We start from the raw sequence: 25,403 nt of genomic DNA, 5'->3' as shown, positions 1-25,403 counted from the left end.
AACGGCCGGGCAGGCTCACAACTCACTACTCACTATTTTATAGTTCTTTTTCAAAAAATTTTCCGCTTTTTAATTCGTCTTCCCCCACAATCAGGGCTTTTTTATAGTTTCCTTTATCCGCAGCTTTTAAATGCGCTTTAAGTGATTTTATTTTAACTTCTGCAAATACTTTTTCTTCTCTTCTAAGTTCGTTTGCTTTTTTTAATATAAAAGGGAGAGCCTCCTGAATTAATGCACCCATATAGATACCGTTTCTTTCGCTGTTTATATAAATCAAATCCATAATCCTTTCAATTCCTATCGCAAATCCGACACCGGGAGTCGGTTTTCCTCCAAGCATTTCAACCAGTCTGTCATATCTTCCGCCGCCGCAAATTGCACTTTGAGCACCGATACTGTTACTTATAAATTCAAATGTTGTTTTTGTGTAATAATCAAGACCTCTTACTAAGTGTTTATCTATTTCAAAAGGTATTTTTAAAGCGTTTAGCCCTTCTTTTAATTTTTCAAAATCACTCAAACAGTTTTCGCACAGATTGTCTGTAATTTTCGGAGCGTTTTTTAAAATCGCCTGGCATGAAGAGTTTTTACAATCAAGTGTACGAATCGGATTTTGGTTTATTCTTCTTTGGCAGTCTTCGCATAATTTGTCTTTGTTTTTTTCAAGAAATGAAACTAATTTGTTTTTATATTCAGGCATGCATTTTTCACAGCCAAGAGAATTTATTTTTAATGTAAAATCGATGTTTAATTTTTTAAAAATATCGGCTGCAACGGCGATTATTAAAACATCTTCGTATACGCTTGATTCTCCGAAACTTTCGATTCCGAACTGGTGAAATTCTCTGAGTCTTCCTTTTTGGGGCCTTTCGTATCTAAACATAGGGCCGAAATACCAAAATCTTTTAGGAGTTTGCACTCTGTCAAATTTATGCTCGATAAAACTTCTTACAACCCCTGCGGTGCCTTCGGGACGGAGACATACATCATTTCCGCCCCTGTCTTTAAACTCGTACATTTCTTTGTTTACAATATCACTGCTTTCCCCGACACTTCTTTTAAAAAGTCCGGTTTCTTCCAAAATAGGCGTTTCTATATATCCGTATCCGTAACTTTCGGCGACTTCTCTTGCTGTGTCGTAAATTTTTAAAAATCTTTTATCTTCGATAATATCTTTCATGCCTCTTAGAGCTTTAATCATCAATAGCCTTTTTATTGAAATTTTATCTAAAATTTTATATTTATTGATGAAGTAACAGCCGGTTTTAATTTGAAGTCATAATCTTTTGAAATTAAAAAATAAGGCATTAATTCCAGATATATATATTTTTTATTAAAAAGTGTTTTTCTGAAATTTATAAATAACTTATGATAATAAATAAAAGGATTATTATCAGTGCTTCCCCCGATTTCATATCCATAAGAAGAGATAAATTTTCTTTTGAAATTAGAAACAGAAAAATTTAAAGAATAATATTTTGTCGGGAAATTTTCTTTATCTGTAGAAATATTTAAATTGGCTCCAAAAATGTTTTTTAAATATTTGAAATAGGCAAAATTGATATTTTCTTCCCAATAATTTTCAAACGGATAATAATTTATTTTATTTGATATTCCAAATTCATTGTTTAAATAAGTTTTTTTATATTCGATTATGTTTTGAAAGAAAAAAATTCTGTGTTTTTTTATTCTTATAAACGGCCTTAATTTAAAAATGATTGACGAATACTCTTTTTTTTTGGCATTGTTTACATTTTTATTTTTTGTTTTAATTTTTTTTACAAAAAATTCGGGCAGTTTAATATTTATACCCACAGAAGCTGAAGGTGTTTTTTGAGTTAATGTATCTTCATAAATTCTTATATTTACAAATGATGTCTCCGTTGAAATTTTTAAAAAGTCCGGTACAAAATAATTTATTTTGTCAATAAAATTTTTTTTATAGCCTACTATTATTTTATGGGTTGAATTAGTGTCATTGATACTGCCGGCGAATAAATTGATTATAATTACAAATAATATAAACTTTTTCATAATCAAATTATATCAAAGGTGATAAATGAATATACTTTTTATAGGTGATATTGTGGGAAAGCCGGGCAGAAAAACGGTAAAAAAATATCTGCCGCTTATAAAAGAAACAGAAAATATTGACTATGTAATAGGAAATTATGAAAATATTACCCATGGATTTGGAATTACAGTTAAAACATATGAAGAGATGAAAAATGCCGGAATTGATATTTTTACAGGCGGAAACCATACTTTTGATAAAAAAAAAGAAGCTTTGCAGCTGCTTAGCGAAGGTAAGATACTAAGACCTCTTAATTATTTTGAAGCTCCGGGCAGATGGTATTATGAAGATGAAAATATAATTGTAATTAATGCTATGGGAAATTTTACGATGCCTTATGGAAAAAATCCTTTTATTGAAATTAAAAATTTTGTAGATAATTTAAAAGAAGAAAAATTTATTTTTATAGATTTTCATGCAGAAGCTACTGCTGAAAAAAGAACTCTTTTTCATCTGCTAAAAGGAAAAGTTGGAGCGATTATCGGAACCCATACACATATAGGAACCGATGATTTACAAATAAATGATGGGACTTGCTATTTAACGGATATAGGGCTTAGCGGATGCAGGGATAATGTAATAGGCATAAAAGAAAACGCCCCTATTATGAACTCTCTCACAGGGCTTAAGCATAATTTTGACGTGCCTAAGAAATGCAAAACAATTTTTCAGGCGGTTGTTATTAATACGGATGCTAAAAAATCGATTTCAGCCAAAAAATATAAAGCTTTTGATGATGGAGAACTTATTGTAACACAGGAAGCGAAAGTAGTGAGTAGTGAGTTGTGAGTAGTGAGTTGTGAGTAGTGAGTTGGGAGTTGACAAGTTGCCAAGTTCCAAGTAGCCAAGTTTCAAGTGAAAAGTGAAAAATGAGCGCAAATGAGTAAAGCGAATTAAGCTCATCTGGCTGCTTGAAAAGCGGCCATGATGAAAAGTGAAAAGTGAAAAATGAGCGAAAATGAGCAAAGCGAATTAAGCTCACCTGGCTGCTTGAAAAGCGGCCATGGTGGAAAATGGAGGAGAGATGGAATTTAGCAATTCATATGAACTGTTAGAAGAACTTAGAAAAAAAGAGCTGTTAAAAAATAAGCCAAAATACTGGTGGCCGGATGCCGGTACTTTTGAAGTGGTGGTAGGTGCTGTTTTAACGCAAAATACTAAATGGGAGAATGTTGAAAAAGCGTTAAATCAGTTAAAAATGAAAAGTGAGCTTTGCTCATCTGGCCGCTTTTCAAGCGGCCGTGATGGAGAATGGAGAATTGAAGAAGTGGCAAGTTTTGAGCCTTCTTATTTGGCTGAGCTTATTAAATCTGCCGGATTTTACAATCAAAAAGCAAAAAGACTGATAGCACTTTCAAGAAATATTTTAAGAGATTTTGGTGATTTTGAAAATTTTAAAGAAAATGTAACCCGTGAGTGGCTTTTAAGCCAAAAAGGAATAGGATTCGAAACGGCTGACAGTATATTATGCTATGCCTGTTTCAAAGAAACTATGGTTATGGATGCATACACAAAAAGACTCCTTAAGAAAAAAGGCTTTGAGTTTGAAAGTTATGATGATATGAAAGAGTGGTTTGAGAGGGGAGTGGAAGAAAACTGGGGTAAATTGGCTGAAATTTATGAAAACGATTTGAATTTGTGTTATGCAAGGTTTCATGGTAAAATAGTGGAGTTTATGAAAAATGGATAAACTTTTTTTTAACGGGGTTGAAATAAAATATAAAATAATAAAAAAGCCTATAAAGCATATTTATTTAAGAATTTATGATTCTCATGTGGAGGTTAGTGCAAACAGATTTGTGTCAAATGATTTTGTAAAAAAGTTCATTTTAAAGTATGCCGACCACATAATTGAAAAACAAAAAAATGTGAATTATTATTATCTTTTTGGAAAAAAATATATAAAAAACGGAATTGACGAAAAAGAAATCTATAAAAATAAACTGCCTGAAGTTATCTTGCCGATTGTTTATAAGTATGCTAATAAAATGAATCTGCATCCTGCTAAAATATCTTTTAGATTCAATAAAACAAGATGGGGAAGCTGCAGTTATAAAAATTCCGTCAGTTTTAATTATTTTCTTGCAAAACTTCCTATAGAGCTGATTGAATATGTTGTTGTGCATGAACTAGCCCATATTAAACATAAAAATCACGGCAGGAATTTTTGGACTTTGGTTGAAAAGTATCTGCCGGGCGTCAAAATCAGACGTAAAAATTTGAGAAAATTTGAAAAAATAATTTAAGGAGACGGGATGAAAGAAATTTATTTAATTATTATTTTAATTGTTGTTTTAGCTTTTGTGGCTATAGGCTTTATGTATTATGTGATGAATAAAACAAAATCGGAAAATGAAAAAGTCAAAGCCGAGTTTGAAGAATTGAATAAAATATACGGACAAACAAAAGAGAATTTTCAAAATCATATGGCTCAGGCAGCCGTTATGGAAAAAGAAATTGAAAATTTAGAAGAAAAAATAAAAGAATATGAAAATATAAAAACAGAATATGAAAAATTAAGAAACGAAAAAAACAGACTTTCTGAAGAAAAATCGGCTTTAAATGAAAAACTTTCGTTTTTGGAAGAGATAAAAGAAAAATATGACGCTCTTTTGAAAGAAAACCAAAAAGACAAAGCGTTAATAAAAGAACTTCAGACAAAGCTAAATGAAGAGCAAAAAGCTTACGAAGAAAAACTCTCAATTATCAAAAAAAGCGAAGAAGAGTTAAAAACGGCTTTTGAAAATGTTGCAAATAAAATTTTAGAAGAAAATGCCAAAAAACTTTCAAACGACGGTATTAAAAATTTTGAAAATATATTAAATCCTCTTAACAATAATTTAAAAGATTTTAAAGAAAGAGTAAATAAACTGTATGAAAGTGAAATTAAAAACATATCTTCACTTTTTAATGAACTTAAGAATTTGAAAGAATTAAACCAGCAGCTAAGCCAGGATGCAAATAATCTGACAAAAGCCTTAAAAGGGGATGTTAAAAAGGTTGGAAACTGGGGTGAGGTTGTGCTTGAGAGAATACTTGAAATGAGCGGGTTAAGGGAAGGGGAAGAGTTTAAAAGAGAAGTGGTGTTTAAAGACGGAAATAAAATATTAAGACCGGATGTGGTGGTATATCTTCCAAATGAAAGAATTGTCATAATAGATTCAAAAGTCTCTTTAAATGCATATGACGAATATGTTGGGGGAAATGAAGATGCTTTGAAAAATCATCTGATTTCGGTAAAAAGACACATTGACACACTGGCCGAAAAAAAATATGAATCCCTAAATCATAATTCACTTGATTTTATTTTAATGTTTGTACCGATTGAAGGGGCTTTGATGCTGGCACTTGAAAATGAGCCGGGTTTATTTGAATATGCATTTAAAAAAAGGATAATTTTAACATCTCCTACTACCCTTTTGGCTGCTCTTAGAAGTATTGAAGTTTCCTGGAGATACGAAAAACAGGCAAAAAACATTGCCGAAGTTGTTAAATCTGCCGAAAACTTATACGATAAAATAAGAGGTTTTATAGAAGATTTTGAAAAAGTGGGAGACTCAATAGACAAAGCCGGAAAATCTTTTGAAAGTGCAAAAAACAAACTGATTACCGGAAGGGGAAATGTAATTTCACAAATCAGCAGATTAAAAGACAAAGCGGGGATTAAACCTAAAAAAGAGTTGCCGAAAGATTATGTTGAAATTGCAAAAATAGAAAGTGAAAAATGAAAAAAAGATTTACATACTGGATAGTTTTGTTTTTAGCCGATTTAGGAGTTTGCTTTTTTGCCCCGAGATTAATTGAAAAAAATCTGTTTTTAGAAATTTTAGGGGTTTTGTTTATAATTTATGCCATTATGTTAAATTCAATTGCGGGAAGAACTCTTAAACTTTACGGACACAAAGTTAAAACAGATAAATTTTCCCCTCCGGATAAATTTGTAAATGTCGGAATTTTTAGCTGTATGAGACACCCCGGGCAGTTTGGAAATATGTTTTTGATGGTAGGAGTTGCTCTTTTAAGCTCAAAAATTATAGCTGTTTTATTTGCCGGCTGGCTTATGTTTTTGGGAGCTATGTTTATTTTATTTGTAGAAGAGGCTGAAGCTATTAAAAAATTTGGAAAAAGCTATTGCGAATACATTGCAAAAACACCCCCTTTTAAATTTTCTTTTAAATGCTTGAAAATGGGGATTGAGGTTATTAGAAATAAACCTTTTGTAAAATATTGAATAATCTATCCCTTTCTTTTTGAATATCTTTATTGCAGTTATTTAGATTTATTAATAAATTTTTTGCTTTTTGGTAATTTTTTATTTTCAAATACATAACGGCCAAATCGTATTTTATAACACAGCTTTTTGGGTATTTAATTGAAAGTTTTTGTATTTTATTTAATAAATTTTTTGTTTTGGACGGGTTTTTGTTTATTGTATCTATAATATTTTCAAATGTTTTTTTATCAAAATATTTCATACTTACATCCGCATTGTCAAATAATTTTGCACTGAAAGTAATATAATGGGGGGCTATATCTTCTATAAAATTAGAGGCTGTATCATATGCAAGGGTGATGGCTTTTTGATTAAAATCTAAATATGCTTTATATTCTTTTGTTTCATTTGGGTAAATTTCTTTTATATTTTGACACGGGTCGTTTATAGATATTTTTTTATAGGTTTTTGAAAAAAGTAAATTACTGTTTTTATCTTTTATGTTTAATTTGCTTTTAAGTGTAATTTCTTTTTTTTCGCATTTTATTGTGGTAAATTCAGATTTACAATATATCCGTTCTTTATAAATAAAGTTATTAATTAAAATATAATCCCCGTTTTGATAACTCTTTTTTTGAATATTTTTAAAATTTTTTAAAGAATAATGAATCGGGTTTGAATAGTTGCAGAAAAATCTGCCTCCTATTTCCCTACAGGGATAAAGGGTTACTTTACATCTGTTGTTTTTATAGATTATTTTTACTTTTTTGTAATAAAAAATATCATTTTTGTTTATTTTTTCTGTTCCGCTCAAAACAGATTTGTAATTTGTTGGATTTATATGAAAATAGTCTGGTTTTATATTATTAACAACTTTTATTTTTTGAATAATTTTGTCTTTAAGGTCTGTTTTGTCATTTTGAATTTTATCTATTTTTATAAATCTTATTTTTTCGTTTTGTATTTCATTGGGTTTTGCAACTGCATAAATATTTATCTGCTTTTCGCTACAAGCGGTAAAAAATATTAAAAACAGTAAAAATATTAATTTCCCATTTTTCATTATCCATTTTACATTCATTTAAGCTCCCCCCACCTTTTTCCAAAACTAATTCCTACTTTTAAAGGTACTTTTAGTTTTACAACATTTTCCATTATTTTTTTGTATTCTAATGCTTCTTTTTCATCTTCTATTTCAAAAATAAGTTCGTCGTGGATTTGAAGAATCATTTTTGCACTTGGGTTAAAATTTTTAATATCAAGCATTGCTTTTTTAATAATATCTGCTGCACTTCCCTGAAAAATTGTATTAACCGCTTCTCTTTCAAACATTGCCAATGTCCGCGCGTTTGCACTTGCAAAATCGAAAAATCTTCTTCTTTTAAAAAGTGTTTCCACGAATCCATTATCCCTTGCATTTATTTTGATTTTTTCCAGAAAATCTTTTACTGTAGGGAATGATGAAAAATATTTTTCTATAAATTCTTTTGCCTCTTTCATGGAAACATTTATGGTTTCACTAAGCTTTTTAGGCCCCATTCCGTAGATTAGACCGAAATTTATAGATTTTGCAATACTTCTTGTGGTTCCTATAATATCGGCTGTTTTCTGGTGTATGTCGGCATTTTCCAAAAAAGCTTTTATCATTGAGGAATCTTCACTGAAATGTGCAAGGAGTCTAAGTTCAATTTGGGAATAATCAAGGCTTACAAAAAGCTTATCTGTATAAAAAGCGTTTCTTATGTTTATTTCGGTTGATGTCGGGATGTTTTGAAGATTTGGATTTTTGCTTGAAAGTCTTCCCGTGGATGTTCCTGTCTGAAGAAAATTGGTGTAAATTTTATGGAATTTGTCTTTTTTTGCATGCTCGCTCAGCGGTATTATATATGTTGAAAGTAATTTGTCAAATTTTCTGTATTCAAGCAGTTTTTCTATTATAGGATGAGCGGATTTTAATGATTTTAACACTTTTTCATCGGTGGAAAATCCGGTTTTTGTTTTTCTTTTTGCAGGAAGTTTCAAGGTTTCAAAAAGTATGTATCCAAGCTGTTTAGGACTTTTTATATTAAATTCGCTTCCCGCAAGAGAATAAATCTCTTTGGTAAGGGAGTCTAATTTTTCGGTTATTTTTTTCTGGAGTTTATTCATATATTCTATATCAAGTTTTATCCCCTCGTTTTCCATATCAATTAACAAATTTATAAATTGCCACTCAATTTCTTCCAAATCCCATTTAACTTCTTTCCATAATTTTTCTTTTAGTTTATGATACAGTTTTAATGTTATAAAAGCATCTTCAGCAGCATATTTGCAGGCACTTTGGATGTCTATATTTGAGAAATTTTGATTTTTTCCCACAACTTCCTTAAATTTTATATTTGTATGCTCAAGATATCTTTTTGCAACACTGTCAAGCCCTACCGGGGAATCGGGGTCGATTATCCAGGCAAGAATCATTGTATCGGCAAACGGGGCGGGGGTGTCAATTCCGTATTTTCGCAACATTTTAAAATCAAATTTTAAATTGTGCCCTATTATTTTTTTGGATAATAATTTTTTAATTGCTTCAATTGCCTTATTTTCAGGTATCTGTTTGCTAACCCCTAAATAATTATGATTCACAGGCACATAATAGGCCTCATTTTCCCTAAAGGCAAAACTGAATCCGACTATATTGGGATTTTCAAGAGAATCGGTTTCCGTATCGAATGCTACAATTTCATCTTTAATTGAATCAATTATGTCAAAGAGCTCTTTTTCATTTTCTATTAAAACGGCGTTAAATTCGATTCTTTTTATCTCGGGTGCTTTTGTTTTAACAAAAAGCCCGTCTTTTTTTACCCTGTCCACTATGCTTTTAATATCAAGATCTATAAGTTTGTCGGCCACTTTCAAAACAGGGTTTATTTCAGGGTATTTAAATTCTTCTAAATTTATATTTTCAAACAAATCTGTTTTTAAGGTTACAAGCTTTCTACTTAAAAATGCACTCTCTTTTCCATCAAGGAGTCTTTTTTTTACAGCCCCTTTTATTTCATCAATATGGGCGTATATATTTTCAAGCGTATGATATTCATTTATAAGTTTTGCGGCTGTTTTTACCCCTATTCCTCTGACTCCAGGGACATTATCGCTTGAATCTCCGAGTAATGCCTGAAAATCTTTAAAATCTTTTGGATAAACCCCGAATTTTTTAAAACATTCAACTTCGTTTATTTCTGTTTTTTTTATAGGGTCAAAAATCACTATTTTATCATCATCAATTAACTGATACATATCCTTATCATGGCTTACTATTTTTACTTTTATCCCGTTTTTAGCTGCTGTTTTGGCTAAACTTGCAATTAAATCATCACTTTCAAATCCTGGTTTTTCTATCATCTTAAAGCCCATTTCTTTAATTAAATCTATTGCAATCGGAAGTTGGGCTTTAAGCTCTTCCGGAGCTTCCGGACGGTTTGCTTTATAATCGCTGAACATCTCTTTTCTGAAAGTTTCTTTTTCTTTTGAATCGAGTGTAAATACAACATAATCGGTTGGAAAATCACGTCCGAGACTTGCTATAAAATTCATAAATCCGGTTATCATTCCTGTAGGAATGCCTTTTTTGCTTTTAAGCGGGGGCAGGGCATAAAAATTTCTAAATAAAAATCCGAATGTGTCAATAATTGTAAGTGTGGTCATAAATTGCCTTTTTTGTTAAAATATTAGCATAATTTTAAAGGATGGGTTTTGGAAGCAATAAAAAGACTGGTTATAAAAACAGCTATAAATAAGATTAAATATATTGGAAACAGTAAATTCTGTGTGATGGATGAAGAAAATACATTAAGAATATATTCTATTGAAGATTATAAACTTGTTGGAGGATTTAGGATAAAACTTCCTAAAAATAGACCTTTGGAAAACGGTGTGGATATTTCTGAGAACGGCAAATATTTGGCGATTGCCGTTGATGGAAAGAAAAAAACTTCTGTCTGGGATATAGAGAATAAAAAACAGCTTTTTTTGCTTGGATGGCATAAAGGCAATGTATTAAGCGTAAGTTTTGACAAAGAGGAAAAATATATTTTAACAGGTGGAGAAGACGGTAGGGCATATTTATGGTCAATATCTACCGGAAAAATGGTAGGGGCACTTCCTCCACATGCCGATTATATACTTTCAACCGATTTCAGCCTGAATTCTTTGTGGGCTGCCACAGGAAGTTATGATAGAAGCATAACTATTACAAACATTGCATCAATGGATTTGTCTTTCAGAAAAAAGTCACACAGAGGCGCTGTTACAAAGCTTAAATTTATCCCTAATCAACAAATGATAAGCGGAGATAAAACAGGGGAATTGATTGTATGGAATTATGCAAAAGGAAAAGTTTTAAAGAGGCTGCCCAATATGACTGATCAGATTGTTGATTTATGCATAGATAAAGACGGCAGGTTTCTTTTTATTGTTTCCACTGATAAAAAAGTGGCTTTATATTCTCTGGAAAACTATGAACTGATAACAAATGAATTTATTAAACTCCCTTCATCTCCAAGTTCTATAGAATATATTAAAGATAAAAATTATCTGCTTGTAGGAACACTCGATGGGGATATATACATTTATGATTTGCTTTCAGAAGAGAGAGAGTTAAGGGCGTTAATTTCTTCCAAAAAATATTCTATGGCTTATGAGCTTATAAACAAAAATCCTTTTTTACAGTCTACAAACGCATATAAGCTGCTTGAAAACGAATGGAATAAAACATTAAATATAGCTCATAAATTTTTGGAAAAAGGTGATATCGAAAGTGCAAAAGAGCTTTTTAAACCTTTTGCGGATATCCCTGTAAAAAGAGCTATCATACAAAATTTGCTTAGGGATTTCAGGGAATTTGACAAATTTAAAAATGCGGTGTTTACCTTAAAATATCCTTTGGCATATTCTCTGGCCAATCAGTATCCTTCATTTAAAGATACAATTTATTATAAAAAAATGGAAGACGACTGGAAAAAAGTTTTTGATTTGGCAAAAGAGGCAATGTTAAAAGAAAACAATATTGAAAAAGCAAGAGATTTATTAAAACCTTTTAGGGGAGTTTCTCAAAAAACACCGTTAATTCAGGCTCTTTTTAATGAAAAGCAGCTCTATAATTTATTAAAAGAAAAACTGGCAAAAAAAGATTTTAAAGAGTTTTTTATTTTAGTTAAAAGATTTCCGTTTTTAACAGAAACAGAAGAGTATAAAAGAGCAATAAATTTTGCTAAAACACTTGATCGGAATATTCAGATTTTATTAAAAGACGGAGATTATAAAAAAGTTTTATCTTACGCCGGGATTTTGGAAAATTTCCCCGGATATGAAGAAAAAGCAAATGAATATAAAGATAAAGCAAAAATTTTGATGGATTTTCAAAGACTGCTTGCATCAAAAGATTATCACGCAATTTTTGAATATGTAAAAATGTATCCGTTTTTGGAAGATGTAAATGATTTTAAAGAGATTCAAAACGAAATAAAAGAAAAACTGGCAATTGCGGAAAAATTTGCCGCAAAAGGCGATATTGAAGCTATTTTAAATACCGTGGGGAATTTATTTAAAATTAAAGAATATTCCCTCAGAATCGCCAATTTAATAAAAAGTGCGTATTTACAGCAGATTATTTATCTTTTGGCTTTAAAATTAAAAGGTGAAAAAGTTGACGAAAAAATAATCAGGGCTTTTAAAAGATATATAAATTTGTTCGGTTTTGATTTGGAAATAGGGGATATGATAGAAAAAGCCAAAAAATTGAAAATAAATGTTGATTTAAGCGGAGTAAGTGAAGGGAATATAAATAATTTAATATATAAAAATCTGCCTTTTAGAATTTACGAATAAGTTTTAAATCGCTTTTTTTATTTATATTAATTAATTCTTTATTGTTAATTTTTATTTTTTTGGGATTTATTTTAAAAAGTCTCAAATCTGTTTTAATCGATTCTTTTATTTTCGGCAGCATTGTATAATCATAATATCCGATTAAGGGATTTTGTGAAGCTGTAGCGTGTGAAAAAAGGAGCTTTTTTATTGATTTTTCAGATATTAAAGGGGTGTCAACACTTAAAACAAAAACTTTTTTTTCTTTTTTTATAATTTCTTCCAAAGCAAAAATTGGAGCGTATATTTTAGATTTTTCTATAAAAAAAGGGTAATTTTTAAATTTTTTGTTTTTTGCCACAAAACAGACCTTTTTAAATATTTTTTTACATTTATCAAATTGAATTTTATAAAAAAGTTTTGATTTATCCTCACCGAACCTGCTCGATTTTCCACCCACTAAAATAAAACATGTAATATATATTTCTCTTTTCACTACTCACTACTCACTATTCACTTCTTTTAAATTCCCCCGATTTTCCACCGGCTTTATAATCTAAATGAATATTTGTTATTTCCATACTTCTGTCTATTGCTTTTGCCATATCATAAATTGCAAGAAGCCCGATACTTACGGCAGTTAGGGCTTCCATTTCAATACCGGTTTTTGAAGTGGTTTTTGCGGTTGCAATTAGTTTAAACCCGTTTTCAATTTCTTCTACATCCACATCTATTCCGTCTATTAAAATATTATGACACATCGGAATTAATTCGCTTGTTTTTTTACCGCCCATAATTGCAGCTATTATTGCTGTTTGCAAAACCGCACCTTTTTTTGTTTTTTCTTCCAAAATAGCTTTTTTTGTTTCTTTTTGCATATGTATTTCACCGCTTGCAACTGCAATTCTTTTTGTAACAGCTTTTTCTCCGACATCCACCATTTTAGGATTGTGCTTTTCATTTATATGAGTTAGTTTCATAATTTGCCTTTTAAAAATTTTTTAATATTATAATGCAAAATTGACCAGATTATGCTTCCTAAAATAAAACCTGGCAGGAAAGAAAGTTTTAAAATATTTAAAATTGTCAAAGTTATTAATAAAGAAATAGTTAAAGGAATTAATTCTTTCATTTTTTGCTTTTTAGTAATTATAACAATTTATTTTTTTTCGTATTTTTATAAAACTTAAAAGCCCAGTCTATTGTAGTGTTTTGTTTTACTTTTTGAAATAAAACCACAGCAAGCTCTTTTAGTTTTTCTTTTCCCATAAGCTCTCTTGCACTCTCATTTTCCGCAACCGCACAGTAAAATGCATACTCATAAGGAGTTAATCCCATCTCCTGCGGTTCTTTATCGCTTTGTTTTATGTATGAGCTCATCAATAACCTCAGCGGCGGTTAGGAGTCTGTTGTTATATTTTCTTACCAGCTCTTCTAAAGATTCTTTCAAAGTTTTACTTTTTACAATATTGGCTTTTATCCAATTTTTAATTCTTCATTACTTTTATTTCTTCCCGCTTCATCAAATATATCAATCACTCCGTTTGAAGATACCGCTTTATCTACTATCTGTTTGATCTTTTATGTTCATCGCTCAGCATATCCCTTACAACTTCTAATTTTTCAAGCATCACTTTTACGGCTTCCTCTTCCTATATAATCAACTATAAGTCCGCCTGTTTTATCTTTATAAGCATAAGAGTATGGCCTTTCATAGGTTTGTCTATATACATTGTATGAAGGGAAGTAGTCATTACAACTTTTATTTTTCCTTTTTTTAGCTCATCACTGTGCCACTCGGGGCGCAGTTTGATGATTTCATCATAAAGGTTTGCCGCAATTTGCCGAGTCATGGTAACTATCATACCTTTTCCATCCATTACTTCAAGACGGCTTTCAAAATGATTCACAATATCTTTAGCTATTTCTTTTATTCTTGGCTTAGCCCCGACCAACGCTTCAAGTTTAGAATATTTTGCTTTTGCTTTTTCAACTTCGCTAAGTCCGTTTTCCAGCTCTTGCTCATACTCTTCTATCAGTTTTTTACCTTCATCTGTTAAATCTATCTTGACAAGCCTGCTTTCATAATATATAGGCACCGTTGCTCCATCTTCAACAGCATTTGCAATATCATAAATATCTATATAGTTTCCAAATACAGTTCAATCGGTGTTCCCGTAAAGGCGATATAAGTTGCATTTGGGAGGGCATCTCTTAGATTTGCAAATCCGTATTTTATCTCACCGCTTTTTTTATCCACTTTACCTCTCAAACCATTTTGAGTTCTGTGTGCTTCATCAACAATTACCATTTCCCTCTTCAGGCCAGAATTTATGAATTGTTGTAAATACAACGCCGCCGCTTTCTACTTTTAACAGCTTCTTTAACTCCTCTCTGCTTTTTGCCTGCACAGGCTCTTGCCTTAGGAGTTTTGAAGCTGAAGCAAAAGTGTTAAAATTTCCGGCATAAAAGAGCATAGAAAGAGATTTGCCAGAGCCTTGGGTATGCCAGACAACACCCGCTTTTTTGTCTCCTTCTTTTTGTTCTTTTACATCGGGCAATCCATACACAATAAGAGTTTCTTTATTCAAAAGTCCATATATCAGTGTTTCAAGCTGGCTTATCAAATGTGAAGCTTCTTTTTTACCATCAGCACTTTTCCGTGAGGGAATGGTTTTTTTATAAGTTTGAAGCTGGTTATAGGCTGATTTTATAGTGGCGTTTTTATCTGTTGGGTTTTTAAGTTCCATCACAATAAGCGGCAGTCCGTTTATAAATATGACAATATCGGCTCTTTTATTTTTAAAATCAATAACCATCTGTTAGCATTCTGTGGAAAATTTCATTATTTGTTATTAAATCTGGTGTATGAATTTCCGTTAGCTGTTTTATGGCATCATCAATGGCACTTTGAGGCAATTCCGGATTAAATCTTCTTATGGCATTTCTTAATCTTTCATACAAAATCACATTTTCAAAAGATTCTCTCAGTGGATTTTCACCATCTGGAGCAATATCCCCGCCGTAAAGATAGTCATATCCCTGGGATCTATACTTGTTGCAGACCTTAAATACTGTTTTCCCAATTGCTTTTAGAGCATATTGGAAAGTTCTATCTTTTATATCAAAAACTTTTTTCATATTCCCTTTCATTCTTCATCCTTCATCCTTCATCCTTCCATTCTTCATCCTTCATCCTTCATCCTTCATCCTTCATCCTCACTTCCCCGCTTATGAGTTTTGGTAAAAGTATGTCTCGCAATTTTTCAAGGGTGCGGATTTGGTTAATATCAATATTTCTGATTTATTGAATTGTCAAATTGACTTGAACTCCGCTATTAGCTTTAGTACGAAGTTTTATTTTTCTTTTACTTGTAAAGAAACTATTTCCCAATCCTCTTTTGCGTCTTCTATAAACCATTTTCTAAAAAGTGTCTCGGTCATTTTTTCAAGTGTTTGGTTTTGGCGGTTAAGTAGGTCAATTTTATCGTCAAGAGATGAAAGCACAGAGGCTATGGCTTTTTGTTCGGGGAGAGGTGGGAGAAGAATTTCCTGAGAATAAGCTGTGTTTCTGTTTAGACCAGGAACAGCACTGTCTTCATTTAATTCATCTAACTTCAAATAAATGAGCAAATAATACTATAATAACAAGTATCAATTGGATAAAAAGGAACTTTTGCTTTATAAACTTTCCCTATTGTTCCTTTTCTACCAACAATAATTCCTTTTGATTTTACTAAAGCTTCATTATGCAACTGTAAACAGGTATATTTCCTTTAATTCGATTTTTTTCAGGAAGAGATTTTCCGTAATTAAATACAGCAACCTCTCCCAACTTAACCCTTTTCCACCCATTAGGCAATTTTTCACTCATCCCTTAAATCTCCTTTTTATCCTTCATCCTTCATCCTTCATCCTTCATCCTTCATCCTCATCCTTCATCCTTCATCCTTCATCCTTCATCCTTCATCCTTCATCCTTCACCCTTCACAATTCATCCTTCTTTAAAACATAATAAGTGCTTCTACCTTTCCCTTGCCTTTGAATAAGATTTTTTTCGAATTATCTAAAAGATAAACAATGTTAATCGTTCGTAATCGTTCGTAATCGTTCGTAATGTCGTAATTGGTCGCGGATTCTGTTGAAACACTCTTTTGGGTTTCTGGACGGTAGTTTACTTTTACTCAAACCTAATTTCAGGATATTTTTTTAACTCTTTGGCAATCAATCTTAATCCATTTCCCCACTGCTCTATTATTCCAAGTTTTTTAAAGACTAAAGGACTAGTAATTTCAATCTTATCATCAAATATGGCAATTTTTATATCTTTTCCTGTTAAAGAATAATCACGATGAATAACTGCATTTCTTATTGCTTCACGAATTGCAATAACTGGATATTCCCATCTGTCTTTTCTATAAACTCCCTCATATGTTGAGCCTTGAGAAATGTGTCTAAGAACAGAATTTATATGCTTCTTCTGCCTGAAAACTTATAGGCTCATTAATGCTCTTCTGGTCTATAAAATCTCCGGGTATTGTTCCTTTAAATCTTGCGCATTCTATTTTTGCGTAGGGAAAACGTACATTTCTTATTTCATCATTAGAAAGCAGTAAAAATGCATTTGTGGGAAACATCAATAGTTTTTGAATATACCGGAAGCGAATCAAAAGAAATGCCCTGTTTTTCTCTTTCTAACAATAAGGCGGGTTATTACCTTTGTAAATTTTAATTTTAACAACATATTTTCCATTATGATTTACAAATGAAATTTCAGGCAAAATAAGAGGATAGCAGTTATCATGGATAACATTGCTTATTATTTCTTCTATTTTTAATAAATCTTCTTCAGGCATTACCTGCTTTTGGATTGTCTCTTATACATTTATGAGGGAGAGTTTTTTTCAATACAACTTTTCTTTTACCCTTCATATCTATCTTTTCCATATTTTCTTATATCAATTTATTGAGCTTCTCTTCTTCAGCTAACTGCTCTAAAAACTGGGCTTTTAATTTATTAAACCTTTGGCAAGTCCCACATAACGCCCGGGTGTTAATACATAATCAAGCTCTCTTACCTCTTCAATGGTAGCGGATTTGCAAAATCCTTTTATATCTTCATAGTTTTTATCTGCTATTTTTTTAATATCTCATATCCCTTGCATCAATAAATAGTATCTGTTTTTTTCTTGTAGTTTTATTTTTTCTCAAAAACCATAAAGATGCCGGAATTTGCGTATTTAAAAATAGTTTTGCAGGTAAATTTACAATACAATCTACAATATCATCTTCAATCATATTTTTTCTTATCTCATATTCTGCACTCTGTTTTGTAGTAAGTGCTCCTTTTGCTAAGACAAAGCCAGCTTTTCCATGAGGTGCAAGGTGAAAGATGAAGTGTTGAATCCATGCATAGTTTGCGTTGCCAGCAGGCGGCACGCCATATTTCCATCTTGCATCTTGACTTTAAGTCTTTGTGGGCATCGTTTAGAAAAGAGCCTTCTGGATTCCATTTTACCTGTGAGCTGTCAATACCTCTAATTGCAAGATTCATTTTACAAAGCCGCCAGGTTGTCTGGTTGCTCTCCTGCCCGTAAATGGATATATCGTTGATTTTTCCTTGATGTTCCTGCACAAATTTTTCTGATTGCACAAACATCCCGCCACTTCCACAGCATGGGTCAAACACTCTTCCACGGTATGGTTCAAGCATCTCAACTAAAAGCTCAACAACACTTCTTGGAGTATAGAATTGACCGCCTTTTTTTCCTTCAGCAAGCGCAAATTCCCCTAAAAAATATTCAAACACATGCCCTAAAATATCTGAAGTTTTTTCTTTTGCCTCGTTTATTGCAATATTGCTAAATAAATCAATTAATCCCCCAAGAGCAATAGGGTCAATATTCCCCCTTGCATAAACCGCTCCTTCGTATTCACCTTCTCCTTTTTTGAGTTTTTCATACAAATCCTCAAATGCTTCTGATATGTAGCGTAAAAATATAAGCCCTAAAACCACATGCTTATATTCCATCAATATTTTTCCTCAGTTTATCGGCCGCTTTCCATAAGCTTTGCTCAAAAGTTTCACTGTTTTTTTTCTTTGCCATTATAAAATTCCTTTTTGTTGCAAACTTATAAATCCATTTTTACTAAAAATTATATGGTCTAACAGTTCAATGAGTAAGATTTCCTGATGGATGGTTATGCGCTACAATAATACAATATTCCTGTTTTTTATCATAGAATTCTTTCAGTTCTTCATAAATATCTTTAGCTGAGGTGACAGTTTTATATTGTTTTACAATACCAAGCCCGTGGATTTGAAGAAGTTTTTCTATGTTGATTTCATCAAAGTCATTTTTTAAAATTTTTACAATTTCCCGTGAAAGTTTAATAACATCTTTTCCTTTAACACCGCTTCCAAGCAATACGGCTTTTTCTCTTGGCTTTTCAAATTTTTCAAGCTCTTTAATTTTTTTCATTGTATACCCAATATGCCTTTTTTGTAATATTTTATAAGTATAGCAAAAAAGGGCTTGGCGGTAATATTTTTATCAATGTAGTTTTAGATATTTAAATTTATGATTGTTTATTTATTTTATTGCGCATTTTTTGGCTCTAAGCTCCTTAATATGCTCAACTTTTTTAATTAATTCTTTTATCATATCATATTCTTCTGAATGAGGTGCTGTTTCTTTTAACTCTTTTTTTCTTTCTTTTAAAATTTCAAGCCATTCATCTATTACTTCATCAGGAATATCACATTTTTCCGCTTCTTTTTCTTCTTTTTCTATCAGCCAGTCGGCTAGTTTTGCTAAGATTCTATGCATTCTTTCTCCTTAAACCAAATGATAATAATGTAAAATTGAATAAATAATTTTTATATCCAGCAAAATTAAAATAATAGCAATTAATTTTTTAACCTGCTGAGGTGTTAAGCGGTAATGCATTATTTTATCACCCAAATATCCTCCTAAAATTGCGGCTGCACTTACATTTAAAAGCATAATCCAGTCTATATGTGTAATGCTTAAGTACGTAAAAAATCCGCTGAGCGTTGAAAACGGAAGGACAAAACTTACCATATAAGCGGACACTTTTGCATCAAATCCGAGTAAAATCAAAGCAGGTAAAATTAAACTCCCTCCACCTACTCCCATAAGTCCGGATAAAAAACCGACACTTAAACCTAAAGCAACCATTACCCACTGTTTTGTATAATTAAATTTGGCTTCTTTTTTCTTTTTAAACATTAAAAATACGGCTAATATAATAAATAAAGCCAGAAGAATTTTTACATAAACAGGCGGGATAAATTTGCTTGAATATGCGCCGATAGGCGCCCCTATAATTGAAGAAATTGCAAGAGGAAGAGTGGCTCTTATATCAAGAACTCCCCTTAAAAAGTTCATAATACTGGCAGTAATTGTGCTCATTGAATTTATAAAAAGCCCGAAAGCCTTTGCCACATTTAAAGGAAGTCCAAGTGAATTAAAAAGGGGTACTAAAACAATGGCCGAACCGACTCCGCCCATTGCGAAAACAGTAGAAAATATCAGTGTTAAAATAAAAAATTCCCCGTAATAAAGTAATTCATGCATTTTTTACCTTTAACAGTTTTTCAAAAATTTCTTTTATCTCTTCTGCCTGAATAAGTCCTTCAAAGAGAATTTTTCCATTCATCTTTAATACAAGGGTCTTTTCCACAGCCAACTTCAATTGCTTTTAATGTATCGTGATGATAAAAAACCTGAAGTCTAAGAGGCAGGTGTTTTAAAGTGCACATTATTCTTTTTGAGATTTTTAGAGTTTCTAATTTACTTCCGTAAATATCTAAAACAAAAAGAGGCCAATCTTTGTGAGCCTCATTTAAAATTTCTCCTTCATTTAAAGGATAACAAGATTCATACATTAATCTACCTTAAGCTCTTTTGCTTTTCCGCCTTTAAACGCTTTCATAAGCTCAAGCAATCCTTCTACTAAAAATTTTGCATTATAACCTTTTTCTTTAAGAAAAGCTGCTGCAAAAGAACTTCTGCTGTTTCCCGGACATGCAGTTACGATTAGTTTATCTTTTGGAATTTCATTTAGTCTGTTTTCAAGCTCATTTGCTGGAATATCAAGAGCAAAAGGTAATTTCCATACTTTTTTTTCAAAAGGCATTCTAATATCGATTAATACTGCATTGCCTTCGTTAAATTCTTTTTTAAACTCTTCAAGTGAAATTTTAATTTCATTTTGACCTTGTGGTGTTGCGTATTTTGTCATTTATTCTCCTTACTTACTGGTTAGTAAATGAATTATAACTCATTTTTTTTATTTTTGCAAGTAAAAGAAGAATTATTTTTCTAATTCTTCTTCCATTTTTTCGAAAATATTTGTTTTTTTATTATCCGGGTCTGTTGCGTATGAAATCATTGGAACATATACAAGTGTAAGAAGAGTTCCTATTAAAAGTCCGCCAATTGCAACATCGGCAAGAGGTGAGAGTCTCTCAAGCCCTACAGCTTGTTCAAGAGCAATAGGAATCATACCGGCAATTGTACCAAAAGCTGTCATCATAACAGGCCTGAATCTGACCCTGATAGCCTGAAGTGCAGCATCGTAAGGTCTATTGCCTTCTTTTTTATAATTTTTATAAAAGTCAATAAGCAATACCGCGTTTTTGATAATAATTCCAAAAAGAAGCAGTGTACCCATTAAACTTGGCATACATGAAGGTTTGTGCATAATCAGCATTCCCCATGCCGCCCCAATCATAGAAAGAGGCAATACTAAAATCATAATAAATGCAAGTCTAAATGATTCATAAACAACGCTTAAAGTTAGAATTAATACAATTATACCAATAGCAATTGCTTTAATCATTCTTGAAAATGAATCTTTCATCTCTTTTATGTCACCGGCCTGTTCGTAATTTTTGATTTCCGCTTTATGTAATATATTATCAGCGTCAGCTGTAATTTTACTAACAGGTCTTTTAGCTCTGTATCCTTCCACATCAATTGAGTAGAGTAAATCGTCTCTTGTAATTTTATTATAAGTAAAATCTGGTTTTATTGTAGCTATTTCTTTTAAAGGAATAACTCCTTTTGGTGTAGAAATTAACAAATATTTTAAACTTTCCATATTTTCATAGTTTTTATTAAATCTAACCCTTACAAACTGCACATTCATACTGCTTAAGTCTGAATTAATTGTTGCTACTTTATCATTTAAGGCAATTTGCGAAATTATCTGAAGTGGAGTTACTCCATAACTTAAGGCTTTATTTTTATCTATTTTAATAACAGCTTCTTGCATATCTTTGTCCCAGCTTGTTTTTATAGTTGTAAGACCTTTTATGTTATATAGAAGTCTTTCGACCCTGTGTGCAATATCTGGTAAGTTTTCGTAATTTTCGCTTCTAATTTCAATATCAAGAGGCGCACTTATTGTAGAAAGAGGTGTTGCACCAAAATCAAATACTGCAAGTTTTTTTATTCCGTGCAGATTTGCTAAATGCTCTCTTATTTCATTTTCAAGCTGCCAGATTGTTTTTTTTCTTTTAAATCTGTTTACGGCGGTAATAGTCATTCCTACACTGTTTCCGGCACCTCCGCCTCCAAGGGATAAAACACCTTTTTCAGTCCCGATTGATACTGAACTTTTCTCAAGCCAAGGTTGTTTATCTAACCATGCAAAGAATGGAATTAGTCTTTTTTTAGCCTCATCTGCATTAATGTTGTTTGAAAATTCCAAGCTTACTTTCATAATACCAGTATCCATAGGAGGCATTGTATCTCTTCCGATTGTCGGCATAATGTTTTTAAGGCTTAGCATTAATGTGAATACTGCCGCCGCCATAATAAGCATTCTTCTTAGAGGATAAAATTTTCCGTTTGAGAATTTAATTATTCCTACATAAGGGATTATAAGTTTTCCTATGGTTTTTTGATAAAGTATTTCAAAGAATTTTTCTATTTTTGTTTTTTCAAAACCGTTTTTATATAAAAGAAGCGATAGTTTCGGAATAAAGGTAATAGATAAAAACCAGCTGATAAGAAGCGCTATAATCAATGTTTCAATTAACGGTCTGAATATTTTTTGAGGAAAGCCGCCGGCAAACATTAAAGGAAATGTAATTGCAATTGTAGAAATTGTCCCTGCAAAAATAGGTTTTAAAACTTCTTTTGTCCCATAATATATTGCATCTTTTAAGCTCTCTTTTTCTTCTAAGTGTCTTTCAATATTTTCAAGCACAACAACTGCATCGTCTGTTAGCATTCCGAGGGCCAATATAATGGCAGTGTAAATCACGATGTTTAATCCCTGACCCGTTAGGTAAAGAAAAGCAATTGTTCCAAAAAACACCATTGGGATAGAAAATCCGGCTGCAACAATCGCCCTGAAGTTTCCAAGGAAAATAAGTAATACTAAAAGTGTATAAATAATGGCGTCACGTAAAGCTTCAAGCATATTTGTATTTGCAGTTTCAACAAGCTCTACTTGAGTATCAGCAATTTTTACAGCTATATTTGGATATTCTTTTTGAATTTGTTTCATTATAGCTCTGGCGGCTTTTGCAGTATCTAAAACGCTTCCACCTGGAGCCCTCTGAACTGAAATTGCAATGGAAGGTTTGTCATCTCCTATATATCCGCTGTTATTTGTTTGATATGTCCATTTAATATCAGCTATATCTTTTAATTTAATATTTGGCAAGATAAAGCTAACTTTTAGCTTTTTAACATCATCTTTTTCACCGTAAAAACTTAAAGTTAAAAATCCGTCTTTGCTTTTTATAAAACCGATAGGTAAATCTTTATTTGTAGCTCTAATAATATTTATTACTTTATCGAGTGTTAGGTTATATTTTTTCATTTTTTTAGGGTCAAGTTTTATCATTACCGCGCTTTGATATCCGCCGAAAACTTCAACATTTCCGATATTAGGGGATGAAAGAAGTTTTGGTTTTATGTAACTCTCGGCAATTTTTCTGATTTCAGCCAAATTGATAGAATTGTTTTTTGGATAAAGAGAAAAAACATCTACAGGAAGTGTAAAATCTCCTACTAAATATATTGCAGGTGTAGCATTTGGAGGTAATTTGCCTTTTATACGGTTTAGGGCATTGTTTACATCAACAGCTGCTGCCTGGAGTCCTTTTTTGTAATCAAATACAACATGAACTATTGAGAAATTTGGAACATTTGTAGATTTAATTTCATATACATTACTAAGTGTCCCCATCTCTTCTTCAATAGGTTTTGATACCATTGTTGCAACTACGCTTGGAGTTGCACCGGGGACGGTTGTGAATATTACAACTTCAGGTCTGTTTGCATCAGGAAAAAGATTTTTTGGCATTTTAATAAGCCCTAAAACCCCAAATACAAACATTCCTATAATTATCGCGGTTAATAGGTAACCTCTTTTATAAAAAAATTCAAACATCTTTTATCCTTTACACTTTTAATTTTTCACCATAGCCGCTTTTGATAGCCAGGTGAGCAAAGCTCACTTTTCACTTGGAACTTGATTTTTTGACCACTCACTACTCACCACTCACTACTCACCACTCACCACTCACCACTCACTACTCACTACTCACCATTTTAATTGGGTATCCTGCTTTAATTCTTAATAAAATATCAGGTTTTGCTTCTATTACAGATGAGCTGATGTTTTCTTTTATTGCCACACCTTCAGTACCTTTTGCTAAAATATGAACTTTTTGAATCTCGGCTTTATTTCCATTTGGAATAAATACATAATTTTTACCGTTTATACTAAGTATTGCATCATAAGGCAATATTGTTGCATTTCCGCTAAAGCTTACAAGTTTTATTTTTACTTTTTCTCCTAAAATCAAATTAGTATCATTTACATCAATTTTATAAGCAGGCACTCCGTTAAATGTAGAATGAAGTGGAATTAAATTATACATTTTATTTTTATAAATAGCTTTTTTGAAATTATCAGGAGTTGCTATAAACAGATAATTTCCACTATTTGATGCAATAGTTATTAGAGGTTTTCCTGGAAATGCATTATCACCTTTATTTGCAAATTTTTGAGCAATAACACCATCAATTGGCGAAGTTATATTAGTATATTTTAAATCATTAAGTATTGCAGCTTTTTGAGCTTTTAAAGAATGCAAAGTATTTTTATCAGCTGCAATTTGTGCTTTAAGTGAAGCTAATTTACTCTCTTCTGCTTGATACTGTTCAATACTTGCCATTTTTACATTTAAAAGGGCTTTTGTTCTTTTATGAGTAGCAATTAAATTTTTAAGTGTTACATATTCTGCATTTAGTTTATTTTTAATTGATTTGATTTTTTCATTTGTAGCTTTAAGAGAAGCTTTTAAATGTGAATCATCTATTTTTGCAACTGTTTCACCTTTTGTAACATATCCTCCAAGATTTGCAATACATTTAATTTCCCCTGCGAATTTTGTTGTAACTGTAACTTGTGAATTATTTTTAACTAATGCTAAATATGGATATGTTAATGTAGCCTGATTTTTAGGATTAACAGTTTTTATAACGATTGGAAAAATTGTAGCTGTTTTTAGTTTTGCATCTTCTGCTCTTCTTTTTTTAATTAATTTTACTCCACCTATTACTAAACCTATTGTAACTAATATTACAACACTCCAAGCAATTAATTTTTTCATTTGAATATCCTTTCTAAGTTATTTCCATAAATAAATGCTAAGTTAGCGATTAATGAGTTTTTGTTTGCTATCAGATTTGCTAAGTTGGCTTTAGCAAATGCTAAATTGTCTTCATATTTTAAATAATCATCTACTGTCATTCTATTTAATTTAAACGCCGCTTTTGCTCCTTTTAATAGCTCTTCTCTTATTTCAATTGAATTTTGAGCTAAAGAAATTGATTTTTTAATCTCTTTAAGAGATGCTGTTATTTTTAAAACATTTGCATTTAAATCTTTTATTGTTTTTTGTATTGTTAGGGCATTTTTTAGTTTGTCTATTTTTGCTTTTTCTATTTCAGCATTGTTTTTTTTGTTAAAAATATTCCAACTAATATAAATTCCAGCGCTTGCATAGTTTAGTGCTAAATGTTCATCATTGTTATATGCATTAGCAAATGCCCTGTATCCTTTTACTTGTAGCATAAGTTTTGGCCAGAATGAATCTTTTGCTGTTTTTACATCATATTCACTTGCTTTTAAATTTTCTTTTAAAGGTTTAACAGCTAAAAAAGATTTTTTTTGAATATTTGAGTCTATTTCAATTGGTAACGGTTTATTTAATTTTAT

At 31.4% G+C, this 25,403-nt stretch carries 23 protein-coding genes and 3 pseudogenes; 6 read left to right on the top strand and 20 right to left on the bottom strand.

The genetic code is table 11. The features are described 5' to 3' along the window. Positions 1-37: 37 nt before the first annotated feature. Together hisS and DZ64_RS0102435 are read right to left on the bottom strand one after the other, a co-directional pair. Positions 38-1,201 carry a histidine--tRNA ligase gene (gene hisS, locus DZ64_RS0102440; protein WP_024789295.1) on the bottom strand — a complete coding sequence of 388 codons (1,164 nt, stop codon included), beginning with the start codon at positions 1,199-1,201 and terminating at the stop codon, positions 38-40. Positions 1,202-1,227: 26 nt separating this feature from the next. Beyond that, positions 1,228-2,034 (bottom strand): hypothetical protein, encoded by an 807-nt coding sequence (locus DZ64_RS0102435; protein WP_024789294.1) that lies wholly within the window; start codon positions 2,032-2,034, stop codon positions 1,228-1,230. A gap of 25 nt (positions 2,035-2,059) precedes the next feature. On the opposite strand from DZ64_RS0102435, the gene DZ64_RS0102430 reads away from it, so the two are divergent. The 5 genes from DZ64_RS0102430 to DZ64_RS0102405 all read left to right on the top strand — a co-directional run bounded on the left by DZ64_RS0102430 (position 2,060) and on the right by DZ64_RS0102405 (position 6,305). Next, positions 2,060-2,863 carry a TIGR00282 family metallophosphoesterase gene (locus DZ64_RS0102430; RefSeq protein WP_024789293.1) on the top strand — a complete coding sequence of 268 codons (804 nt, stop codon included), beginning with the start codon at positions 2,060-2,062 and terminating at the stop codon, positions 2,861-2,863. 235 nt (positions 2,864-3,098) lie between these two features. After that, positions 3,099-3,764: a 3-methyladenine DNA glycosylase gene (locus DZ64_RS0102420; protein WP_024789292.1), complete on the top strand. Its 666-nt coding sequence runs from the start codon at positions 3,099-3,101 to the stop codon at positions 3,762-3,764. Next, positions 3,757-4,320 carry a M48 family metallopeptidase gene (locus DZ64_RS0102415; RefSeq protein WP_024789291.1) on the top strand — a complete coding sequence of 188 codons (564 nt, stop codon included), beginning with the start codon at positions 3,757-3,759 and terminating at the stop codon, positions 4,318-4,320. Before DZ64_RS0102420 ends, DZ64_RS0102415 begins: the two co-directional genes overlap by 8 nt. Positions 4,321-4,329: 9 nt before the next feature. Beyond that, positions 4,330-5,802 carry a DNA recombination protein RmuC gene (gene rmuC, locus DZ64_RS0102410; RefSeq protein ID WP_051429984.1) on the top strand — a complete coding sequence of 491 codons (1,473 nt, stop codon included), beginning with the start codon at positions 4,330-4,332 and terminating at the stop codon, positions 5,800-5,802. Beyond that, entirely contained in the window at positions 5,799-6,305 is a 507-nt protein-coding gene (locus DZ64_RS0102405) for an isoprenylcysteine carboxylmethyltransferase family protein (RefSeq protein ID WP_024789289.1), read from the top strand. The genes rmuC and DZ64_RS0102405 overlap by 4 nt, the downstream gene beginning before the upstream one ends. Here DZ64_RS0102405 and DZ64_RS0102400 read toward each other — a convergent pair. Together DZ64_RS0102400 and polA are read right to left on the bottom strand one after the other, a co-directional pair. Then, entirely contained in the window at positions 6,277-7,368 is a 1,092-nt protein-coding gene (locus DZ64_RS0102400; protein WP_024789288.1) for a hypothetical protein, read from the bottom strand. The two genes, DZ64_RS0102405 and DZ64_RS0102400, sit on opposite strands and share 29 nt — an antisense overlap. After that, positions 7,365-9,971, bottom strand: coding sequence for a DNA polymerase I (polA, locus tag DZ64_RS0102395; protein ID WP_024789287.1), 2,607 nt, complete (start codon positions 9,969-9,971; stop codon positions 7,365-7,367). The genes DZ64_RS0102400 and polA overlap by 4 nt, the downstream gene beginning before the upstream one ends. Positions 9,972-10,019: 48 nt before the next feature. Here polA and DZ64_RS0102390 point away from each other — a divergent pair, with 48 nt between their 5' ends. Further along, the gene (locus tag DZ64_RS0102390; RefSeq protein ID WP_024789286.1) at positions 10,020-12,152 is read left to right on the top strand and encodes a hypothetical protein; all 2,133 of its coding nucleotides are present in this window, start codon (positions 10,020-10,022) and stop codon (positions 12,150-12,152) included. Here the strand turns inward: DZ64_RS0102390 and DZ64_RS0102385 are convergent. The 16 genes and pseudogenes from DZ64_RS0102385 to DZ64_RS0102285 all read right to left on the bottom strand — a co-directional run bounded on the left by DZ64_RS0102385 (position 12,136) and on the right by DZ64_RS0102285 (position 25,361). Continuing rightward, positions 12,136-12,627: an NTP transferase domain-containing protein gene (locus DZ64_RS0102385; protein ID WP_024787058.1), complete on the bottom strand. Its 492-nt coding sequence runs from the start codon at positions 12,625-12,627 to the stop codon at positions 12,136-12,138. The two genes, DZ64_RS0102390 and DZ64_RS0102385, sit on opposite strands and share 17 nt — an antisense overlap. A gap of 13 nt (positions 12,628-12,640) precedes the next feature. Next, the gene (gene moaC / locus DZ64_RS0102380) at positions 12,641-13,111 is read right to left on the bottom strand and encodes a cyclic pyranopterin monophosphate synthase MoaC (RefSeq protein ID WP_024789285.1); all 471 of its coding nucleotides are present in this window, start codon (positions 13,109-13,111) and stop codon (positions 12,641-12,643) included. Next, complete coding sequence (locus tag DZ64_RS12215; protein ID WP_156922597.1) at positions 13,108-13,263, bottom strand: hypothetical protein; 156 nt, start codon at positions 13,261-13,263, stop codon at positions 13,108-13,110. The genes moaC and DZ64_RS12215 overlap by 4 nt, the downstream gene beginning before the upstream one ends. A gap of 110 nt (positions 13,264-13,373) precedes the next feature. Next, a pseudogene (locus tag DZ64_RS13990) lies at positions 13,374-15,218 on the bottom strand (type I restriction endonuclease subunit R); the annotation flags it as partial. Between the two features lie 300 nt (positions 15,219-15,518). Beyond that, positions 15,519-15,764, bottom strand: a pseudogene (locus tag DZ64_RS12615) (restriction endonuclease subunit S); the annotation flags it as partial. A gap of 821 nt (positions 15,765-16,585) precedes the next feature. Continuing rightward, the gene (locus DZ64_RS12610) at positions 16,586-16,768 is read right to left on the bottom strand and encodes a hypothetical protein (protein WP_024789279.1); all 183 of its coding nucleotides are present in this window, start codon (positions 16,766-16,768) and stop codon (positions 16,586-16,588) included. 57 nt (positions 16,769-16,825) lie between these two features. Then, complete coding sequence (locus DZ64_RS12605) at positions 16,826-16,987, bottom strand: helix-turn-helix domain-containing protein (protein ID WP_201768459.1); 162 nt, start codon at positions 16,985-16,987, stop codon at positions 16,826-16,828. Between the two features lie 97 nt (positions 16,988-17,084). Then, a pseudogene (locus DZ64_RS13985) lies at positions 17,085-18,238 on the bottom strand (N-6 DNA methylase). A gap of 66 nt (positions 18,239-18,304) precedes the next feature. Next, on the bottom strand, positions 18,305-18,613 hold the full coding sequence (locus DZ64_RS0102320) for a UPF0758 domain-containing protein (RefSeq protein ID WP_024789278.1): 309 nt from the start codon (positions 18,611-18,613) through the stop codon (positions 18,305-18,307). Positions 18,614-18,724: 111 nt separating this feature from the next. Then, positions 18,725-18,961, bottom strand: a complete 237-nt coding sequence (locus DZ64_RS0102315) for a hypothetical protein (RefSeq protein ID WP_024789277.1) — start codon at positions 18,959-18,961, stop codon at positions 18,725-18,727. A gap of 9 nt (positions 18,962-18,970) precedes the next feature. Then, on the bottom strand, positions 18,971-19,732 hold the full coding sequence (locus DZ64_RS0102310) for a sulfite exporter TauE/SafE family protein (protein ID WP_024789276.1): 762 nt from the start codon (positions 19,730-19,732) through the stop codon (positions 18,971-18,973). A 59-nt stretch (positions 19,733-19,791) separates the two neighbouring features. Next, positions 19,792-20,043: a hypothetical protein gene (locus DZ64_RS10475; RefSeq protein ID WP_201768457.1), complete on the bottom strand. Its 252-nt coding sequence runs from the start codon at positions 20,041-20,043 to the stop codon at positions 19,792-19,794. Beyond that, entirely contained in the window at positions 20,043-20,399 is a 357-nt protein-coding gene (locus DZ64_RS0102300) for a rhodanese-like domain-containing protein (RefSeq protein WP_024789275.1), read from the bottom strand. Before DZ64_RS0102300 ends, DZ64_RS10475 begins: the two co-directional genes overlap by 1 nt. 72 nt (positions 20,400-20,471) lie before the next feature. Then, a complete protein-coding gene (locus DZ64_RS0102295) occupies positions 20,472-23,567 on the bottom strand; it encodes an efflux RND transporter permease subunit (protein WP_024789274.1) in 3,096 nt (1,031 codons plus the stop codon). Between the two features lie 142 nt (positions 23,568-23,709). Then, a complete protein-coding gene (locus tag DZ64_RS0102290) occupies positions 23,710-24,795 on the bottom strand; it encodes an efflux RND transporter periplasmic adaptor subunit (RefSeq protein WP_024789273.1) in 1,086 nt (361 codons plus the stop codon). Continuing rightward, entirely contained in the window at positions 24,792-25,361 is a 570-nt protein-coding gene (locus DZ64_RS0102285; protein WP_236618712.1) for a TolC family protein, read from the bottom strand. Before DZ64_RS0102285 ends, DZ64_RS0102290 begins: the two co-directional genes overlap by 4 nt. Positions 25,362-25,403: the final 42 nt, after the last annotated feature.

This window comes from Lebetimonas sp. JH292, from assembly GCF_000523275.1.
Taxonomy (GTDB): Bacteria; Campylobacterota; Campylobacteria; order Campylobacterales; family Nautiliaceae; genus Lebetimonas.
The sequence above is the reverse complement of the archived record's forward strand: the minus strand, read 5'-3'. Positions and strand labels throughout refer to the sequence as shown.